Genomic DNA, 14,901 nt, shown 5'->3' with positions numbered 1-14,901 from the left:
ACGTTATGAGACTGAGTCTCAAGTGCATTTACCTGCCTGAATCAGCCCTCCTTTGCTCACTGCTATGTCAAACATCACGGTTGCAGCAGATCCAATCTTGTGCCATTGCTTCAAGGTACGTCAGTCGACAGTTGAGGACACTGTTGCCATTTACGGGGCAACGACTGTTCAAGATGTTCGACAGTCGTGTAAAGCCGGCGGAGGCTGTATGGCGTGTCGCCGTCGCATTCAGAACGTGATTGACGAATGCCGAAAATCACGCACACTTGCTGCACAAGACGCTGAGTAGTCGGTGCCTGCTTGTCCGCCTTGAGCGCGAATTCTCAGGGTCTTGCTTTGTGTTTCAGCGTGATCGCTTGCTGAATTGAGCTGTTTGCTGAGCGTCGTTGAAGATTGTCAGCGATCGCCTTTGACACAGTGTCTCAGGTCTGTGGCGAGGCCGTAGTTATCCGATGCGGTCACTCTTTAAGTGTTCATCCAAGGGGTGCGGCCGCTTCAGACTGTCTGGAAATCGCAGTTGAGAAGAATCTCTGGCGAAAGACACGCTGGTAAGAATTGCCTGGTAAAAACAAAAACGCCCTGCTTGTGAGCAGGGCGTTTTTTTGTTGTTTGCAACGTGTATCGAGCGGAGAGGGTGGGATTTGAACCCACGAACCCTTGCGGGTTGCCGGTTTTCAAGACCGGTGCATTCAGCCGCTCTGCCACCTCTCCCGAATTGTTGCTGTCGTCGTTGAACTGGCGAGAACTGCAATCGCAGCCCACTCCAAAACGACGAGTTTGAGGAGTCTAGCACGTCTTTTGGCAGACGCAAATGACCTGAGAAGATTGCTGGCATCTCACTTTGATTTTGTGCCGATTAGGTGGATTTCTCTCAATCGACTGGAAGAGTCGCAGATTCATTGCTGCCTGAAAAATCTTGAGGTCGTTGGTCTCTGATTAGAGCCGCGCGGCCATCCGCAGTTGCTTTGTTGCCATTGGAGCTAGTCCCAACTCGTCAAATCAACTGTTTTTGACGTGAAGTAGACCGAAATTGCACGAGATATTAAGATTTCAGCCAGCTGAATCGTAAGCGAATTGGTCGTTCAAGATGGTTCCTTAGCCAATCTATTCAGTTGTTTTCCCGAGTGACGTGATGGTGGATTCTCAGTCATCCAGGTCCGTCTGGCTGGCGAACAATATCTCGTTGAATCAGTTCCCTCTTTTTTTACTCATCGTTCAATAGGAAGTTCAGTTTTATGCAGAAAGTCAGAAGAGGATTTACTTTGATCGAGCTTCTGGTGGTGATTGCGATTATCGCAATTCTGATCGCCTTGCTGCTGCCAGCTGTGCAGCAAGCTCGGGAAGCCGCCCGCCGCTCACAGTGCAAGAACAATCTGAAGCAGTTAGGGCTTGCGATTCACAACTACGCCGATGTGCATTCCATTTTGCCACCCGGCACGATTGCACCAGGTCGCGCCAATTGCGATCGGCTTGGAACAGGTGGTCAAAACAAAAACCACACTCTGCATCAAATGGTCCTGCCATTCGTGGAACAGACTGCAATCTACAACAAGATCAACTTCAACATCGCCTCCGGACCCGCCAAACATAACAGCAGTTGCGCCGCCAACCCTGTCGCGTTTGTTGCACAACCTGAACTGAACACCCACCTGAATTTCTTCGTGTGTCCATCAGACGGGTATTCATCGACCAACCACGTGCCGACCTACACAGATCCGGCGTATCTGACAGAACGTGGACAGCGCACTTCCTACGCCTTGATCGCACGTGCCACAGAGCTCGACTCTTTATCGGGGTACAGCTATTCCGCTGATTCGAGCAACCTGAAGGGGATCTTTGGCGACAATGGTTCCGGTCGCCTTCGTGATGCGACAGATGGTCTTTCCAATACGATCTTCTCGATCGAATCCCGCATGGAAAAAACGTCTGTGTACTATGGCCCCTATTGGAACCAGTACACACACACGTTCTGGCTCTCTGCGACCTCCGGGATTAACCGGCCATATGCCAGTGATACACAACGTCGAATCTATGCATGGAGCGCAGGAAGCACTCACACCGGTGGAGCACACTCTTTGCTTGGCGATGGCTCCGTCCGTTTCCTCAGCGAAAACATGGACAACGCGATCTTGCCAGCTCTCACCAGTTGCCGTGGCGGTGAAGTGATCGGGGAATTCTAAGAAGTAAATCTTCTTCGCCTGAATTGCCCAAGATTGTTCCTGAGTGGCCGCATGGTATTGCGTTTCCGCTGTGATCTGCGGCCACATTCATTCCGATTTTTAGCTCGTTATAAATGAAAAGGGGTTCACTGGTGATGACCCGTTTTATGTCGGTGTTCTTCGGTTTAATTGCAGGCAGTGTGCTGCTGGGATGCGGTGATCGCCCGACCGATGTTCCCACGCTCGGAGCGGTACAGGGGACGGTAACCCTGGATGGTGCTCCACTCTCCGGGGCAATCGTCCTGTTTGAGCCCAAGGCGACAGGTGCGGGATCGAGCGGTGCGACCAAGGAAGATGGAAAGTACACGCTGGTTTATTCTGCAACTGAAAATGGTGCTGTCCCCGGTGAGCACACTGTCCGAATTACAAGACAAGAAATGGACATGGGCCCTGAGACATTGCCTGCGGTTTACAATGTCCGATCGACGCTGACGGCAACTGTAGTTGCTGGTAAGAACGAGCTGAACTTTGCTTTGGAAAGCAAACCAAAGAAGAAGTAAGCGTTGCGGTTTCAATTGCGTGATGATCAGACCGCTCCAGTCCAGCAGTGACTGCGAGCGGTCTTTTTCTATGACACGTCCTTAGCGTTTAAGCTTTTCCCGCACATCACGAATCGTCGCTTCCGCAACTTCAGGACTGTCGCTCAGGCAGGTGATATGGCCCATCTTGCGGCCTGGGCGAGCTTTCGGCTTTCCATACAGATGTAGATGGATTCCAGGCACGCTCAGAGCAGCTTGCCAATCTGGATCCTGCGTATCGCTCCACAGGTCTCCGAGCAGGTTGGCCATTGCTGCCGGCTGAAGTTGTTCTGTTGACCCCAGTGGCAGTCCGCAAACTGCCCGTAATTGCTGTTCGAATTGCGATGTCACATGGGCGTTCAGTGTCAGGTGTCCGGAATTATGCGTTCTTGGGGCGATCTCGTTGATCAGAACGTCGCCGGACTTTGTCAGAAACATTTCAACGCACAGGACGCCAACAACATCAAGAGACGCCATCACAGTCTGTGTGATTTCAACTGCTCGCCGCTTTGTTGTGTCGCTTAATCCGACAGCAGGTGAAATCGAGACGTCAAGAATGTGATTTGCGTGCTTGTTGAGAATCGGCTCGTAGCAGGCGACGTCCCCTTGAGGGTTTCTCGCAGCAATGACCGAGAACTCACATTCATAGTCAACGACTGCTTCGAGGATTGCTTCCTGTCCGGCGAAGTCCTGCCAGATTGCCGTGGGGTCGTCGCTCTTTCTGATGAACTTCTGGCCTTTGCCGTCATATCCCCAGTTGGCCGTTTTTAGAATCCCTTGCTGGCCGAACGAGACCAATGCAGAGGAGAGTTCTGATTCTGATGTGATGGCCTGAAAATCAGCGGTTGGCAGCCCAAATGAACGGAGTGTTGTCTTCTCCCTGAGTCGATTTTGTGCAGCCATCAGGACGGCAGGACCCGGACGGACTGGCACGTATTTTTCGAGAATATTCAGTGTGTCGACAGGGACGTTCTCGAACTCCAGAGTGATGACGTCAACTCGTTTGGCAAAGTCTTTCAGAAGATCGACATTGTCGTACTTGGCGCCCCACTCCCGATCGGCAACCTGCCCGGCTGGCGAGTTCGTTTCAGGGCCAAAAACCTGTACTCCGTATCCCAGCTGACGCGCTGAAATTGCGAGCATTCTCCCCAGTTGTCCGCTACCGAGAATACCAATTGTGGAGCCGGGTAAAATTACCTGCGTCATTGCAGAAAGCTTTCAGACCAATCGGTCTTGCAGAGAAGTGGTATTTTGCGGAATGGTCGACAGCGTGGTGTGCTCGTTGAGTGAGGACAACGACGCGAAATTAGTTCGAGAAATTCTCCAGCTCGGAGTCTTCCAAAACGCTGTCTGTCTGGCGCTGCTGGAATTCTTCGAGTTGTCGACTCAACTCAGGACGTGTGGTTGCCAGGATTCGGACTGCCAGCAGCCCGGCATTTTTACTCCCGGCAGTTCCGATCGCCAGTGTTGCCACGGGAATTCCGCCCGGCATCTGGACGATCGACAGAAGTGAATCGAGTCCGTTGAGAGCTTTGCTTTGTACTGGAACTCCCAGTACTGGCAGGATTGTGTGGGCTGCAACCATCCCCGGCAGGTGAGCTGCTCCCCCTGCTCCGGCAATGATCACCTGAATTCCACGACCAGCTGCCGACTTCGCGTATTCGGTCATCCAGTCCGGGGTTCGATGGGCGGAAACGACTCGACATTCATGGGCGACACCGAACTGAGTCAGCATTTCCGACGCCGACTTCATGGTTTCCCAGTCGGACTTGCTTCCCATGATGACACCCACCAGCGGGTTTGACTCAGACATTCGTACGGCTCCAGGTGAAAAGTCGTCACTGATGACGACAGCGATTCCTCATTTAAAGATTGATGATCAGACCGCTTCCCTGCAACCAGAGGCTACTTAAAACTGCAGGATGATGCCGATCGGCATGAGAGCTGTGTTCGTTTCCCGCTAATTGCTTCAAAATTGCCATTCACTCGAACTGGCAACGGAGAAGCTGGTGGTGTCTTCCTGGTTGTGGCGTGTTCACGGTGACTGACTGGCTGTTATTCCCGTCAGATAGGGATTATCGGATGCGTTGGTCACTCGCAGGTCATCCGTCAGGCTGCTAGGATGCAACGCTCAAAATTGTCGCGTTTCCCCGAGGTTCTTCATTTTAATCAGTGAAATTTTGGGGCCAGCAGACAGCGTTGCGAACAGAACTCATTACATCGTATCGACTTGAAATTTTCGGACGAGGCTATTCATGCGACGGTATTTGATCGCCGGTAACTGGAAAATGAACACCACTCGTGCAAGCGGTGTTGCACTGGCACAAGCACTGGTCGAAGGGGCAAAGCAGGCGACAGCTCATGTCGACGTTCTGGTTGCTCCACCTTTTCCGTACCTGATTCCGGTGGTTGATGCCGTTTCCGGAAGCGGAATCGTGGTTGGCGCTCAGAACGCATCTCCAGAAGCTCCGGGGGCATTCACCGGTGAAATTGCCCTCGACATGCTGACCGATGTGGGCGTGAAGTCCGTCATCCTCGGGCACAGCGAACGCCGTCAGTTTTATGGCGATACTGATGCGTTTATTAATCGTAAGTTGCTGGCAACGCGTGAGAAAGGTCTGCAGGCGATCTTCTGCGTTGGTGAACTTCTGGAAGAGCGTCAGGCGAACAAGACTGAAGCTGTTCTTGATACACAACTCGAAGGCGGCCTGAAGGGCGTCACCATTGAGCAAATGGCAGACGTCGTCATTGCGTACGAGCCAGTCTGGGCAATTGGAACCGGATTGACCGCGACTCCAGAGCAGGCAGAATCCGCTCATGCTCATATTCGCAAATGGCTCGAAACCCGCTACACTGCCGACGTTGCGAATGCCACCCGGATTCTCTACGGCGGTAGCGTGAAGGCCAATAACGCCGAAACACTGCTGTCACAGCCGAACGTCGATGGAGCACTTGTTGGGGGAGCCAGCCTGAAAGCAGCTGACTTCCTGCCTATCATCGAAGCCGGTGTCAAACTCAGCAAATAATATAGACAGAGTTCAGAGGGCATCGTGATTGTTTCATGCGAAGCTGTTGCGAACTGAACAGATGTTGATGGGCCATCCTGATGGTGTGGCACACAGGAAATTGAAAACCAGAATCGATTTGAGATTTCACTGGAGCAAAGGACCGCTCTGGATGAGCTGAAAGGGATCCCTCGTGGATACGACTTGGTTGGCATTTATTCTTCAGGTGATGCTGCTGTTTGTTGGACTCTTCCTCATCGGAATTATCCTTCTCCAGCGTGGACGTGGCGGCGGTCTGGCCGGTGCGTTCGGAGGAACCGGCGGACAGAGTGCGTTCGGTGCAAAAGCAGGCGACGTGTTTACCTGGATTACGGTCGGAGCAGCAACGGTCTGGGTCTTGCTGGCAGGGATCGGTGGCTGCGTCATGCGTCAGTCTGAATCGCAGTTCGCCACAGAAAACCTTCCTAAAGAGGAAATTGTTTCTCCAGCTGGTGAAACAGCTCCGAGCGACAGTTTGATTCCAGAGGCACCTGCCGAAAAGATGACGACTCCGGAAGCTGGATCGACATCGGGATCAGCCGCACCTGCAGCAACTGAAACGGCTCCAAAAGCTGAGTCAATGCCAGCAACAGAAGCACCGAAAGCCGATGCTCCAAAAGCTGAACCTGCGAAGCCGTCAGAGCCTCCTAAGGCTGATGCTCCTAAGGCTGATGCTCCTAAGGCTGATGCTCCTAAAGCTGACGCTCCTAAGGCTGACGCTCCTAAGGCTGACGCTCCTAAGGCTGACGCTCCTAAGGCTGACGCTCCTAAGGCTGACGCTCCTAAGGCTGACGCTCCTAAGGCTGACGCTCCTAAGGCTGACGCTCCTAAGGCTGACGCTCCAAAAGCTGACGCTCCAAAAGCTGACTCGCCTGCACCTGCAGAAAAGGCTCCAGAAAAAGCTGCTGACGCTCCAGAAGCAGAGAAGCCAGTGACAGAAGAGAGCAAGCCAGCTCCGGCCACTGAAAATCAGTAGTAGTGGTGTGACCACTCTAATTTGATGGGTTCCGAAGCAAGCCCGCACGGTCATTTCCGTGCGGACGATCTGATAAGGACCCCTGAATTGAGTCGAGGCAAAGTAGTAGAAGCAAAAGGTTCTCCGTGCTACTAAGTATGACGGGGCACGGTGATGCCTCGACCCAAAATGAACGTTTGAGTGTGACCGTCGAGGCGAGGAGCGTTAACAACCGCCACCTTAAAGTCACGGTCCGCTGCCCAGATTCGTTTATTGCTCTTGAGTCGAATATTGATCGGGTGGTCCGCGAGGTCATTTCTCGCGGAACACTCACGATTCATGTTCATGTTCGACATCAGAACCAGCTCTCAACCTATAACGTGAATCCTGTCATTGCCAGACAGTATTTCGATCAGTTGAATGCACTCTCTCAGGCCGTCGGGATTGCTGCTCCACGCGATGTGACAGCCCTTCTGTCCTTGCCGGGTGTTGTTGATGGTCGCGAAGATCGATCTGTTGAGGAGTCGGACTGGCCAATTCTGGAAGAGGCTCTGATCGGTGCCCTTGAGAACCTGCAGAACTTCCGTCTTCAGGAAGGGCAGGCGATGGGGAACGAGTTAAAGCAGCTTTGCGGTCTGATTGAAGAACAGTCTGAACACATCGCCGTTCGCGCTCCGCTGGTGGTCGCTGAGTACCGTGAGCGTATCAAAACACGGCTGAATGAAATTCTCAGTTCAAACGGGGTCAAAGTCGAAGACAAAGACTTGATTCGCGAAGTCAGTGCATACGCCGATCGCTGTGACATCACAGAAGAACTGACTCGTTTGCGCTCGCACCTGAAGCAGTACAGAACGTTGCTCGATTCAGATGTCTCCAATGGGCGTAAGCTGGAGTTTCTGGGACAGGAACTCTTTCGAGAAATCAACACGACGGGCTCGAAGGCCAATGATGTTGAGATTGCTCATCGCGTTGTCGAGATGAAGGCAGCGATCGAAAAGATGCGCGAGATCGTGATGAACGTCGAGTAATTTTTTTCGTACAGTCTGCAGGCATGCAGCCATGAAAAACGCAAACGGGCTCCTAATCACAACGGAGCCCGTTTTTTCGTTGACAGTAGACTGGTGAGACAGGCTATTTCGATTTGCCTTTGGGCCGGACTGCTTTCCCGGCACAGCGAGCAGCAAACCAACGCGGAATCAAACGTGGTCCATGGGTGAGCAGTGAGTTCATTGTGCCGTCAGTCACAAGACTTCGCTTTTTGTCGAGCCCCTTGAGCGCGGTCGCGACAACCTGTTTCACGGATCGAGGTGTCCCCAGTGCAGCTTCCTGAGCGCTGGCGCGTGTGAAGAGTTCGGTCGACGTTGTTCCTGGGCACATTCCCATCACAACGACGTTTCGGTCGCGGCACTCTTCTGAAAGCGCAACAGAGAATGAGATGACGAACGCTTTGGTTGCTGCATAAACCGCGAGATACGGAATCGGTTGAAAGCCTGCGACAGAAGCGATGTTGATCACACCGCCGAGTTTTCTTTCCAGCATTCCCGGTAAAAACGCATGTGTCAAACCGACAACTGCAGCGACATTCACCATGACTTCAGCGTGATCCACTGCCGGATCAATATTCTCAAAGGCCCCGTGTGTCATGAAGCCGGCGTTGTTGATCAACAGGTCAACTGTCAGTCCCAGCTTGCTGACTGCCTGAGTGATGTCTTGTACGGCTGATTCTTGTCGCAGGTCAGCTGCGATGACTTCCGCACGAGTCGGAAACTGCTGACGAATTTCAGTGGCGAGAGTGGCCAGGCGTTCTTCTGATCGGGCAACCAGAATGACATTCATCCCGCGGCGGGAGAGTTCTCGAGCGAATTCTGCTCCGATGCCAGACGAAGCGCCGGTGACCAGTGCCGTTTTGCCTTTGTACTGAAACATTGCGCGCTCCTTCTGGATGATGATTCCCGAGTTTCGCAACAATATGCATTCAGGGGAATCAATCAAAGCTCGCGAAAGGGGCAATCAGCAAACCATAAGAGAATCTGCATCGAAGTCGACTTGTGCGATGCCGAGTCCAATTGCGATTTTGATGTCGAACCGGTCCGTTATCCCTGACATAGAAGCAAGGATTGATTGGTGAATTTTGGGAAACAGTGCTCGCCAATATGATCAAGCCGACATGGATCGTCCCGGCAATGCCTCGGGAACGGGAGCGGTGAGAACCAGCTGTATTAAAAAGAAAAAAGCCGACAAGTCTGAGGTCAGACTTGTCGGCTTCAAGTGAAGAGGCGCAGCCCGGATTCGAACCGGGGAAATAACGGATTTGCAATCCGTCGCCTTAGGCCGCTTGGCTACTGCGCCGTTCTTGTGCCCTTTAGAATCGGACAGATGGCGTCAGGACTTTTGACAAATCCTTCTATTTCGCAACATCAGCCAGATCAAGCACGATCGGCAATTCGAGCCGAGTTGCAATCGCAACTTTTGGCAGCAAACTCGCCGCAGGTTATCTATTCAGTGTTGAAGAGTCAAACTCAAACGTGCTTCCCTTTTTGAGAATCGCCCGGCGATTGAGAGACATGTTGACCCCATCTGAGGTCGTGCGTAGCATGGTGGTATGGAAGTCTTGTTGCGTCTGATACTTTGCCTGGCCACGATCGCCTGTGGCATCCCAGCATCTGGGATGTCGTTGCAAGGGACGTGTTGCACTCAGGCTGCGGACGCATCAGTGATGACTTGTTGTCCCGGTGGGGAAGGCGAGCTGGATTGCTGTTGCCAATCAGACCACACTGCTTCTAAGAGCGACGACGGAACTGCTGCCAGTTGTTGCGCGACTCAGTCAAACGCCGGGGCAGGTAAATTTGTTGCCAGTGGAACATCGGAATCAGCTGTCATTGAGTCGCACTCTTCTCATTGTGGAGGGGATCAGTGTCCCTGTGCCACTCAAGGGTGCTGTTCTGTGACGACAACCTCTGTGAATCTCGTGCTTCAGCAGGCGGCCGCTTTGGTGTCGCCGGATGGAGCGTCTTCTGGACTTCTTGTCTGTGAGGATGCGTTCGAAAGCCGAGGAGATAAACCGCTTCTCCCACCTCCGAAAGTTCAGGCTGCAACCGAGTGTGCGTGCTGAACGGAATCGTTCCGTTCACTCTGCTTGTCGTAGGCATTTCACTTGTTGAGATGCAGTTTACAGGCAGTTGATGTCACGCCTCGCCCATGTACCGTCACTGGTGCATTTTGCAGGAAGGTTCTGCCTTTCTGTTGCAAAGCCACCCACTGTGACATGTTGTCGAGTGGATTCCTCAGAGCGTGCTGCTCTGAACTTTCAGAAGAAAATCATTGGGAGTTACTTCCATGTCTCATCGTGTACTTGCTCTTGCTGCTTCCTGTTTGAGTCTTGTTGTTCTGGCGTTTGCTGTCAGTAGTGCCACTGCACAACCGAGCAACACCAAGAACAGCTGCTGCGTTCCTGGAGCCGCATGTTGCGTCCCCGGCGCTGCTTGTTGTGAGGGTGCCTTGAACGATTGCTGCAAACCGGGCGCCGCTTGCTGCGTCCCGGGTGCGGAATGCTGCGTTGCAGGAGCCAATCAGGCTGCGACTGTTTCTACAAGTTGCTGTGCTGAGAAGGCCTCTTGCTGCGAAGCGAAGTTGGCATGCTGTGTTGAGGACGCTAAGCCTGAATGCTGCGTCGCGAAACTCGCATGTTGCGTTGAAGGCGCCGCTTGCTGCAACTAAGGCCGAGTCGGTCGCAGAAATGGCCGCGCAGTCGCTGCTTGCATAGGCAAAAGGCTATCGTGACATTCTTCGATCGGAATGGCTCAACGTTGATGTCGAGGCATTGTTAACCTGAAGATCTTTCACGGTCTCAGGTGAATGCCTCGGCCAAATGCAAAGTCTGCCTGCCTCGTCGATTCACTTCGATGGGGCAGGTTTTTTTGTTGAATGAACCAGTCGAGTGCTCCGCCGACCGGTCGAGGCATTTGGCTGAACTGTTGACTGAACTGTGCAGGAAATGAAAAAGCCACTCAGTGACGGCGTGTTCCTGTCACTGAGTGGCTTCGAATTACTTTTGAACAACCTTGCTGGCTTACCAGATCGGGTTGTTAGCTGGCGATCAGCTCTGGTCGGGAGTATGTGGGTTCGATTTTGGGATCTCGCCAGTTAAACCCTTGTCGGATCGCTGCGTTTGCCATGTGCATCAGCAGTTTGCGGTCGACCAATGGACACAACAGATCTGGAAGAGCTGTCATCGTGTTTGTTGAGTCGAACTCTGGATCGTCTTTCCAGTATGAGTGGTAGACTTCCATGTGCTTGTAGAAGAGCTGTTCGATTTCCTGGTCACTGCTCATCGCACTGCCGGAACCGGTGAACTTCACTCCATACATGCCGCAGACTTCTTCCAGGATGTCTCGCATCAGGCGGACAGTCACCGGGACACGCGGTGTCAGGTGGTATGTCTGCTTGTGCAGTTCCGGGTTGACCACAATGCGGGACATGGCTTCTGAGACCCAGTCGACTGGAACGAAGTTTTTCCGTTCAATCCCGTCAACATTGATCTTGAAGTCGCCGCCGCGCAATTTGCCAGTGAAATCTCGCGTGGCCATACTCTGTGAGAGTGTCACGCTCAACTGGAGTACTGCGTAGAAGTTGTGGAATGTGAATGTCAGCCCAGACTCACTGTCACCAAGAATGATGGCAGGTCGGAAGACAGTCACTGATTTCAGGAATTCTGATCCTCGAACCATTTCTTCTGCTTCGACCTTACTTGCTTCGTAAGGGTTTGCAAAATCCTGGCCGACATTCAGTTCGGTCTCGTAAACGCGACCTTTTCGCATGCCTGCGACATAGGCTGTCGAGACATGGAAGAAGTTCTCAATTCCGGCCTGTTGGCAGAAGTCCAGAATATTCCGGGTTCCACCAACGTTGGATCGCCAAGGTTCGCTGTTGCGACCTGTGCTGACGAACGACAGGCTGGCTGCGTTGTGAATAACTGATTCGCAGTTCTCCGCTGCCCACCGCAGTTCCGGGCCGGTCAGGCCAAGATCTGGGCTAACGATGTCCCCACAAAGGACTTTCGGGCGAGGCAAGGGGCGTTGCAGAAGCTTTTCCCACACCCGCATTGCAGCTTCGATCCGCATGTAAGGATCGTTACGGCGGCTGGGGCGAACCAGCACCGCGAGCGGCACATCCCGGGTCAGGAGGTCTTTCATCAGGTAGCGTCCCAGCAAGCCGGTCGCTCCCGTCAACAATACATGTCCCATAAACTTTTGGTCCTTAACCCGTGGTCGTGCGTGCGGCAATAACTTTTGCCAACAACTGTTGACGCGGTCTGTGTCGCGCGGACTCTATGTAGAGCTTGCGCCCTGACTGAAAGAGTTCTGGCAAAGCCACGTTGGCTAAATTTGGAATCTGTTCTTCGAACGAATCCGTCCCAGTCCGCTCGAGTCTTCGTAAAGATCATCCACCTAGAAACACCCTTGGTCAAGAGCATCAGTGCGTAGACGCATCTCTCTTGATGTAGATTCTCAGCGTGTCGTCGCTTCGTATCTTCTAGAGAAAAGGTTCCATCCTAAGGTGTGCTCGGTGCGTCGTTTACCGAGATTTTAGAAAACAAGACTCAAGTTTGGAGGCGTTTTTGTTGCGTCCGTGGAACGTACCTGCCGGAGGAGCAGGGCAATGCCTGCGTCACTCCTCAAACTCAAGTTATTTTCGGTAACTGCGAAGAAATTATAGCAAAATCCTGAGGAATGACCAGCATTCTTGCTTGGCCGGGAACCCATCGGTGTATTACCTTACCGCTATGCCTCAAAAACCATAATGCGCCCCGACGTTCCCTGGATCTCGGGGATCGCCGTTTTTGAGCCAAATACAGCAAACATCTGAAATCATTCCGACGGTTCATTCTGAAATTTCGGACATTTTTCGCAGACAGTTAGTTCGAACTGGATTGATTCTTACTAACCGGCGAATCCCTGAAGTTTCGAGGAACCGCTCGTCCTGAATTCAAACTGAATCACTAAAACATAAATTGGGTCGATCAGAGTGTATCGCGGCGTCTGTCAAATCAGGAAAGTTTCACGGCCATGTTTGCCGTTTGAATCCCGTTTTGACTTTGTGTTCAACCAGAACACATTTGACGTCCAATCGCTTCGGTCCGGGTTTGCCAAGACGACAAAGGTGTCTCGAGAGTCTCGCCGTCCACTGAATTTGAAATGGACAAAAGGCGATCCTCTGCCAGGTACGTCGTTGCACCCCCTGACCACCCGTCGGGTCCAACCTCGCGAAAATGTCCTTCTCGTCCAAGCTGATAGTTTGATCTCTCGATTGCGAAATCCAGAGGAGCTTCAGTTGCAGGTCTCTCACGAGACCCGCGCCAGTTACCTGCGATCATTCCCTGAAACGCGTCGACAGGCTCAATGTAGCCGGACGGCAGAAAACGGGCTTGCCCTGCAAACTCACGACGAGTCGAATCCACCTCTCGCGCTGGCCAACCGCCTTGCGATGCACCCTGTTCGTCCATCACGACGAAGAGGGATCTATGAAAAAAGAGATGCTGATCAATGTCCTCCAACCAGAGGAAAGCCGCATCGCCATTGTTGAAGATGGCATTCTTGAAGAGTTGTACGTCGAACGTACAAGTGCGGAAGGTTACGTCGGAAACGTCTATAAAGGACGCGTTGTCAACATCGAGCCGAGTATTCAGGCGGTGTTTGTTGACTTCGGGGTAGGCCGTAATGGCTTTCTTCACGTCAGCGACGTGGAGTACCAGTATTACAAGCATTTGCTTGATGATCGCGAACGTCAGGAAGTTGAACGAGGACGAAACTCGAAGCTCAACGAGCGCAGTTCACGAAACAAGCCGCCAATTCAGGATATTTTCCAGCGTGGCAGTGAAGTTCTGATTCAGGTGATCAAAGAGGGAATTGGCAATAAAGGTCCAACCCTTTCGACCTATATCAGTATTCCTGGACGTTATCTCGTATTGATGCCCGGCCTGAATCGCCTGGGGGTCAGCCGTAAAATTGCCGACGAAGACACTCGGCGCGATCTACGAAAAGTTCTGAAGGCACTGGCACCACCAGCAGGTCTCGGATTCATTATTCGAACTGCAGGTGTGGATCGGACCGCCAAAGATCTGCAGCGCGATATGAATTATCTGCTGCGCCTTTGGAAGACGATCGTTCGTCGACTTGAGAAGTTTCCATCTCCGATCGATATTTACGAAGAGAGTGACATGATCACTCGAACGATTCGGGATATCTATCACACCGATATCGAGTCGATCTGGATCGATGAAGCTGCTGCATTTGAACGTGCTCGCGAATTCATGAAAGTTGTGCTTCCAAAGCACGTTGAACGCGTGAAGTACTACGATGGCAAGGAACCGATCTTCAATCATTACAAGATTGAGCAGGAGATCGACCAAATTCAAAGCCGTCGGGTTCCGCTGCGTGGCGGCGGGTCGCTGGTGATTGACCAGACAGAAGCGCTCGTGGCGATCGACGTCAACAGCGGAAGTTCCCGCTCGGCGGACGATGCTGAACGGTCTGCGTATCAGGTGAACCTGGAAGCTGCTGAGGAAATTGCACGCCAGATTCGCCTGCGCGATCTCGGTGGGGTGATTGTCAACGACTTCATCGACATGCGAGACGAAAAGCATCGTCGCGGTGTCGAACGAAAGTTGCGCACCTGTGTTGAACGTGATCGTGCGCGGACCAAAGTGTTGCGAATCAGCCCGTTTGGTCTGATCGAGATGACACGGCAGCGAATTCGTCCGTCACTGCGTCGCAGTACCTATGAAGATTGCCCATGCTGTCTTGGCGCCGGTCAGGTGAAAACCGCTGAGAGCATGGCAATTGAAGTGATGCGAGCCTTGATGCAGGCAGCATCAGGTCAGGATGTCGCTGAGGTTCGAGTTGAAGTTCATCAGCGTGTCGCGGACTACATGATCAACAAGAAGCGTCGGGAGCTGATCACTCTTGAAGAGCGTTATGGGGTTCAGGTCCGAGTTCAGACCGGGGTGAATGTCAGTCCGGCTCACTTGCAGACACGCTGCTTCAATAAGATTGGAACACCGCTGAAAAGTTCAGAGGTCTCCCAGTAATCTGCTGGTCAGTGGAGTTGCATCCCGTACGATTTGAACAGTTGTTTGTCGGCGGGAAGCTTGCTCTGCTGTGTTGGTG

The 14,901-nt window shown here is 52.6% G+C and carries 11 protein-coding genes and 2 tRNA genes; 7 read left to right on the top strand and 6 right to left on the bottom strand.

Annotated features, from left to right (window positions below):
- Positions 1–64 precede the first annotated feature (64 nt).
- Positions 65–289 carry a (2Fe-2S)-binding protein gene (locus tag SH527x_RS13410; RefSeq protein ID WP_437191185.1) on the top strand — a complete coding sequence of 75 codons (225 nt, stop codon included), beginning with the start codon at positions 65–67 and terminating at the stop codon, positions 287–289.
- A 337-nt stretch (positions 290–626) separates the two neighbouring features.
- Here the strand turns inward: SH527x_RS13410 and SH527x_RS13405 are convergent.
- Positions 627–711: transfer RNA gene (locus SH527x_RS13405), tRNA-Ser, on the bottom strand.
- 524 nt (positions 712–1,235) lie between these two features.
- Between SH527x_RS13405 and SH527x_RS13400 the strand changes: the two genes are divergently transcribed.
- Together SH527x_RS13400 and SH527x_RS13395 are read left to right on the top strand one after the other, a co-directional pair.
- A complete protein-coding gene (locus SH527x_RS13400) occupies positions 1,236–2,180 on the top strand; it encodes a DUF1559 domain-containing protein (RefSeq protein WP_437191184.1) in 945 nt (314 codons plus the stop codon).
- Positions 2,181–2,314: 134 nt separating this feature from the next.
- The gene (locus SH527x_RS13395; protein ID WP_437191183.1) at positions 2,315–2,719 is read left to right on the top strand and encodes a carboxypeptidase-like regulatory domain-containing protein; all 405 of its coding nucleotides are present in this window, start codon (positions 2,315–2,317) and stop codon (positions 2,717–2,719) included.
- 81 nt (positions 2,720–2,800) lie between these two features.
- On the opposite strand, the gene SH527x_RS13390 is transcribed toward SH527x_RS13395, so the two are convergent.
- Positions 2,801–3,943: a 5-(carboxyamino)imidazole ribonucleotide synthase gene (locus tag SH527x_RS13390; protein WP_437191182.1), complete on the bottom strand. Its 1,143-nt coding sequence runs from the start codon at positions 3,941–3,943 to the stop codon at positions 2,801–2,803.
- A gap of 100 nt (positions 3,944–4,043) precedes the next feature.
- Positions 4,044–4,550, bottom strand: coding sequence for a 5-(carboxyamino)imidazole ribonucleotide mutase (gene purE / locus SH527x_RS13385; protein WP_437191181.1), 507 nt, complete (start codon positions 4,548–4,550; stop codon positions 4,044–4,046).
- 442 nt (positions 4,551–4,992) lie between these two features.
- Between purE and tpiA the strand changes: the two genes are divergently transcribed.
- The 3 genes from tpiA (at position 4,993) to SH527x_RS13370 (ending at position 7,764) form a co-directional block, all read left to right on the top strand.
- Positions 4,993–5,763, top strand: a complete 771-nt coding sequence (tpiA, locus tag SH527x_RS13380; protein ID WP_437191180.1) for a triose-phosphate isomerase — start codon at positions 4,993–4,995, stop codon at positions 5,761–5,763.
- Between the two features lie 172 nt (positions 5,764–5,935).
- On the top strand, positions 5,936–6,757 hold the full coding sequence (secG, locus tag SH527x_RS13375) for a preprotein translocase subunit SecG (protein ID WP_437191179.1): 822 nt from the start codon (positions 5,936–5,938) through the stop codon (positions 6,755–6,757).
- Between the two features lie 125 nt (positions 6,758–6,882).
- Positions 6,883–7,764 carry a YicC/YloC family endoribonuclease gene (locus SH527x_RS13370; RefSeq protein WP_437191178.1) on the top strand — a complete coding sequence of 294 codons (882 nt, stop codon included), beginning with the start codon at positions 6,883–6,885 and terminating at the stop codon, positions 7,762–7,764.
- A gap of 103 nt (positions 7,765–7,867) precedes the next feature.
- Here SH527x_RS13370 and SH527x_RS13365 read toward each other — a convergent pair whose 3' ends face one another.
- The 3 genes from SH527x_RS13365 to SH527x_RS13355 all read right to left on the bottom strand — a co-directional run bounded on the left by SH527x_RS13365 (position 7,868) and on the right by SH527x_RS13355 (position 11,979).
- The gene (locus tag SH527x_RS13365) at positions 7,868–8,662 is read right to left on the bottom strand and encodes an SDR family NAD(P)-dependent oxidoreductase (RefSeq protein WP_437191177.1); all 795 of its coding nucleotides are present in this window, start codon (positions 8,660–8,662) and stop codon (positions 7,868–7,870) included.
- A gap of 348 nt (positions 8,663–9,010) precedes the next feature.
- A tRNA-Cys gene (locus SH527x_RS13360) sits at positions 9,011–9,085 on the bottom strand.
- Between the two features lie 1,736 nt (positions 9,086–10,821).
- A complete protein-coding gene (locus SH527x_RS13355) occupies positions 10,822–11,979 on the bottom strand; it encodes an SDR family oxidoreductase (RefSeq protein WP_437191176.1) in 1,158 nt (385 codons plus the stop codon).
- A gap of 1,277 nt (positions 11,980–13,256) precedes the next feature.
- On the opposite strand from SH527x_RS13355, the gene SH527x_RS13350 reads away from it, so the two are divergent.
- Positions 13,257–14,822, top strand: a complete 1,566-nt coding sequence (locus SH527x_RS13350) for an Rne/Rng family ribonuclease (RefSeq protein WP_437191175.1) — start codon at positions 13,257–13,259, stop codon at positions 14,820–14,822.
- Positions 14,823–14,901: the final 79 nt, after the last annotated feature.

Source organism: Planctomicrobium limosum, assembly GCF_051465645.1.
GTDB lineage: Bacteria > Planctomycetota > Planctomycetia > Planctomycetales > Planctomycetaceae > Planctomicrobium.
Note: the sequence above shows the minus strand (reverse complement) of the source record. Positions and strands in the feature narration are given on the sequence as shown.

Coding starts and splice junctions, on each gene's coding strand:
- tpiA (WP_437191180.1), top strand. CDS start 4,993: ATGCGACGGTATTTGATCGCCGGTAACTGGAAAATGAACACCACTCGT.
- purE (WP_437191181.1), bottom strand. CDS start 4,550: ATGTCTGAGTCAAACCCGCTGGTGGGTGTCATCATGGGAAGCAAGTCC.
- SH527x_RS13395 (WP_437191183.1), top strand. CDS start 2,315: ATGACCCGTTTTATGTCGGTGTTCTTCGGTTTAATTGCAGGCAGTGTG.
- SH527x_RS13365 (WP_437191177.1), bottom strand. CDS start 8,662: ATGTTTCAGTACAAAGGCAAAACGGCACTGGTCACCGGCGCTTCGTCT.
- SH527x_RS13390 (WP_437191182.1), bottom strand. CDS start 3,943: ATGACGCAGGTAATTTTACCCGGCTCCACAATTGGTATTCTCGGTAGC.
- SH527x_RS13350 (WP_437191175.1), top strand. CDS start 13,257: ATGAAAAAAGAGATGCTGATCAATGTCCTCCAACCAGAGGAAAGCCGC.
- SH527x_RS13355 (WP_437191176.1), bottom strand. CDS start 11,979: ATGGGACATGTATTGTTGACGGGAGCGACCGGCTTGCTGGGACGCTAC.
- SH527x_RS13410 (WP_437191185.1), top strand. CDS start 65: ATGTCAAACATCACGGTTGCAGCAGATCCAATCTTGTGCCATTGCTTC.
- SH527x_RS13400 (WP_437191184.1), top strand. CDS start 1,236: ATGCAGAAAGTCAGAAGAGGATTTACTTTGATCGAGCTTCTGGTGGTG.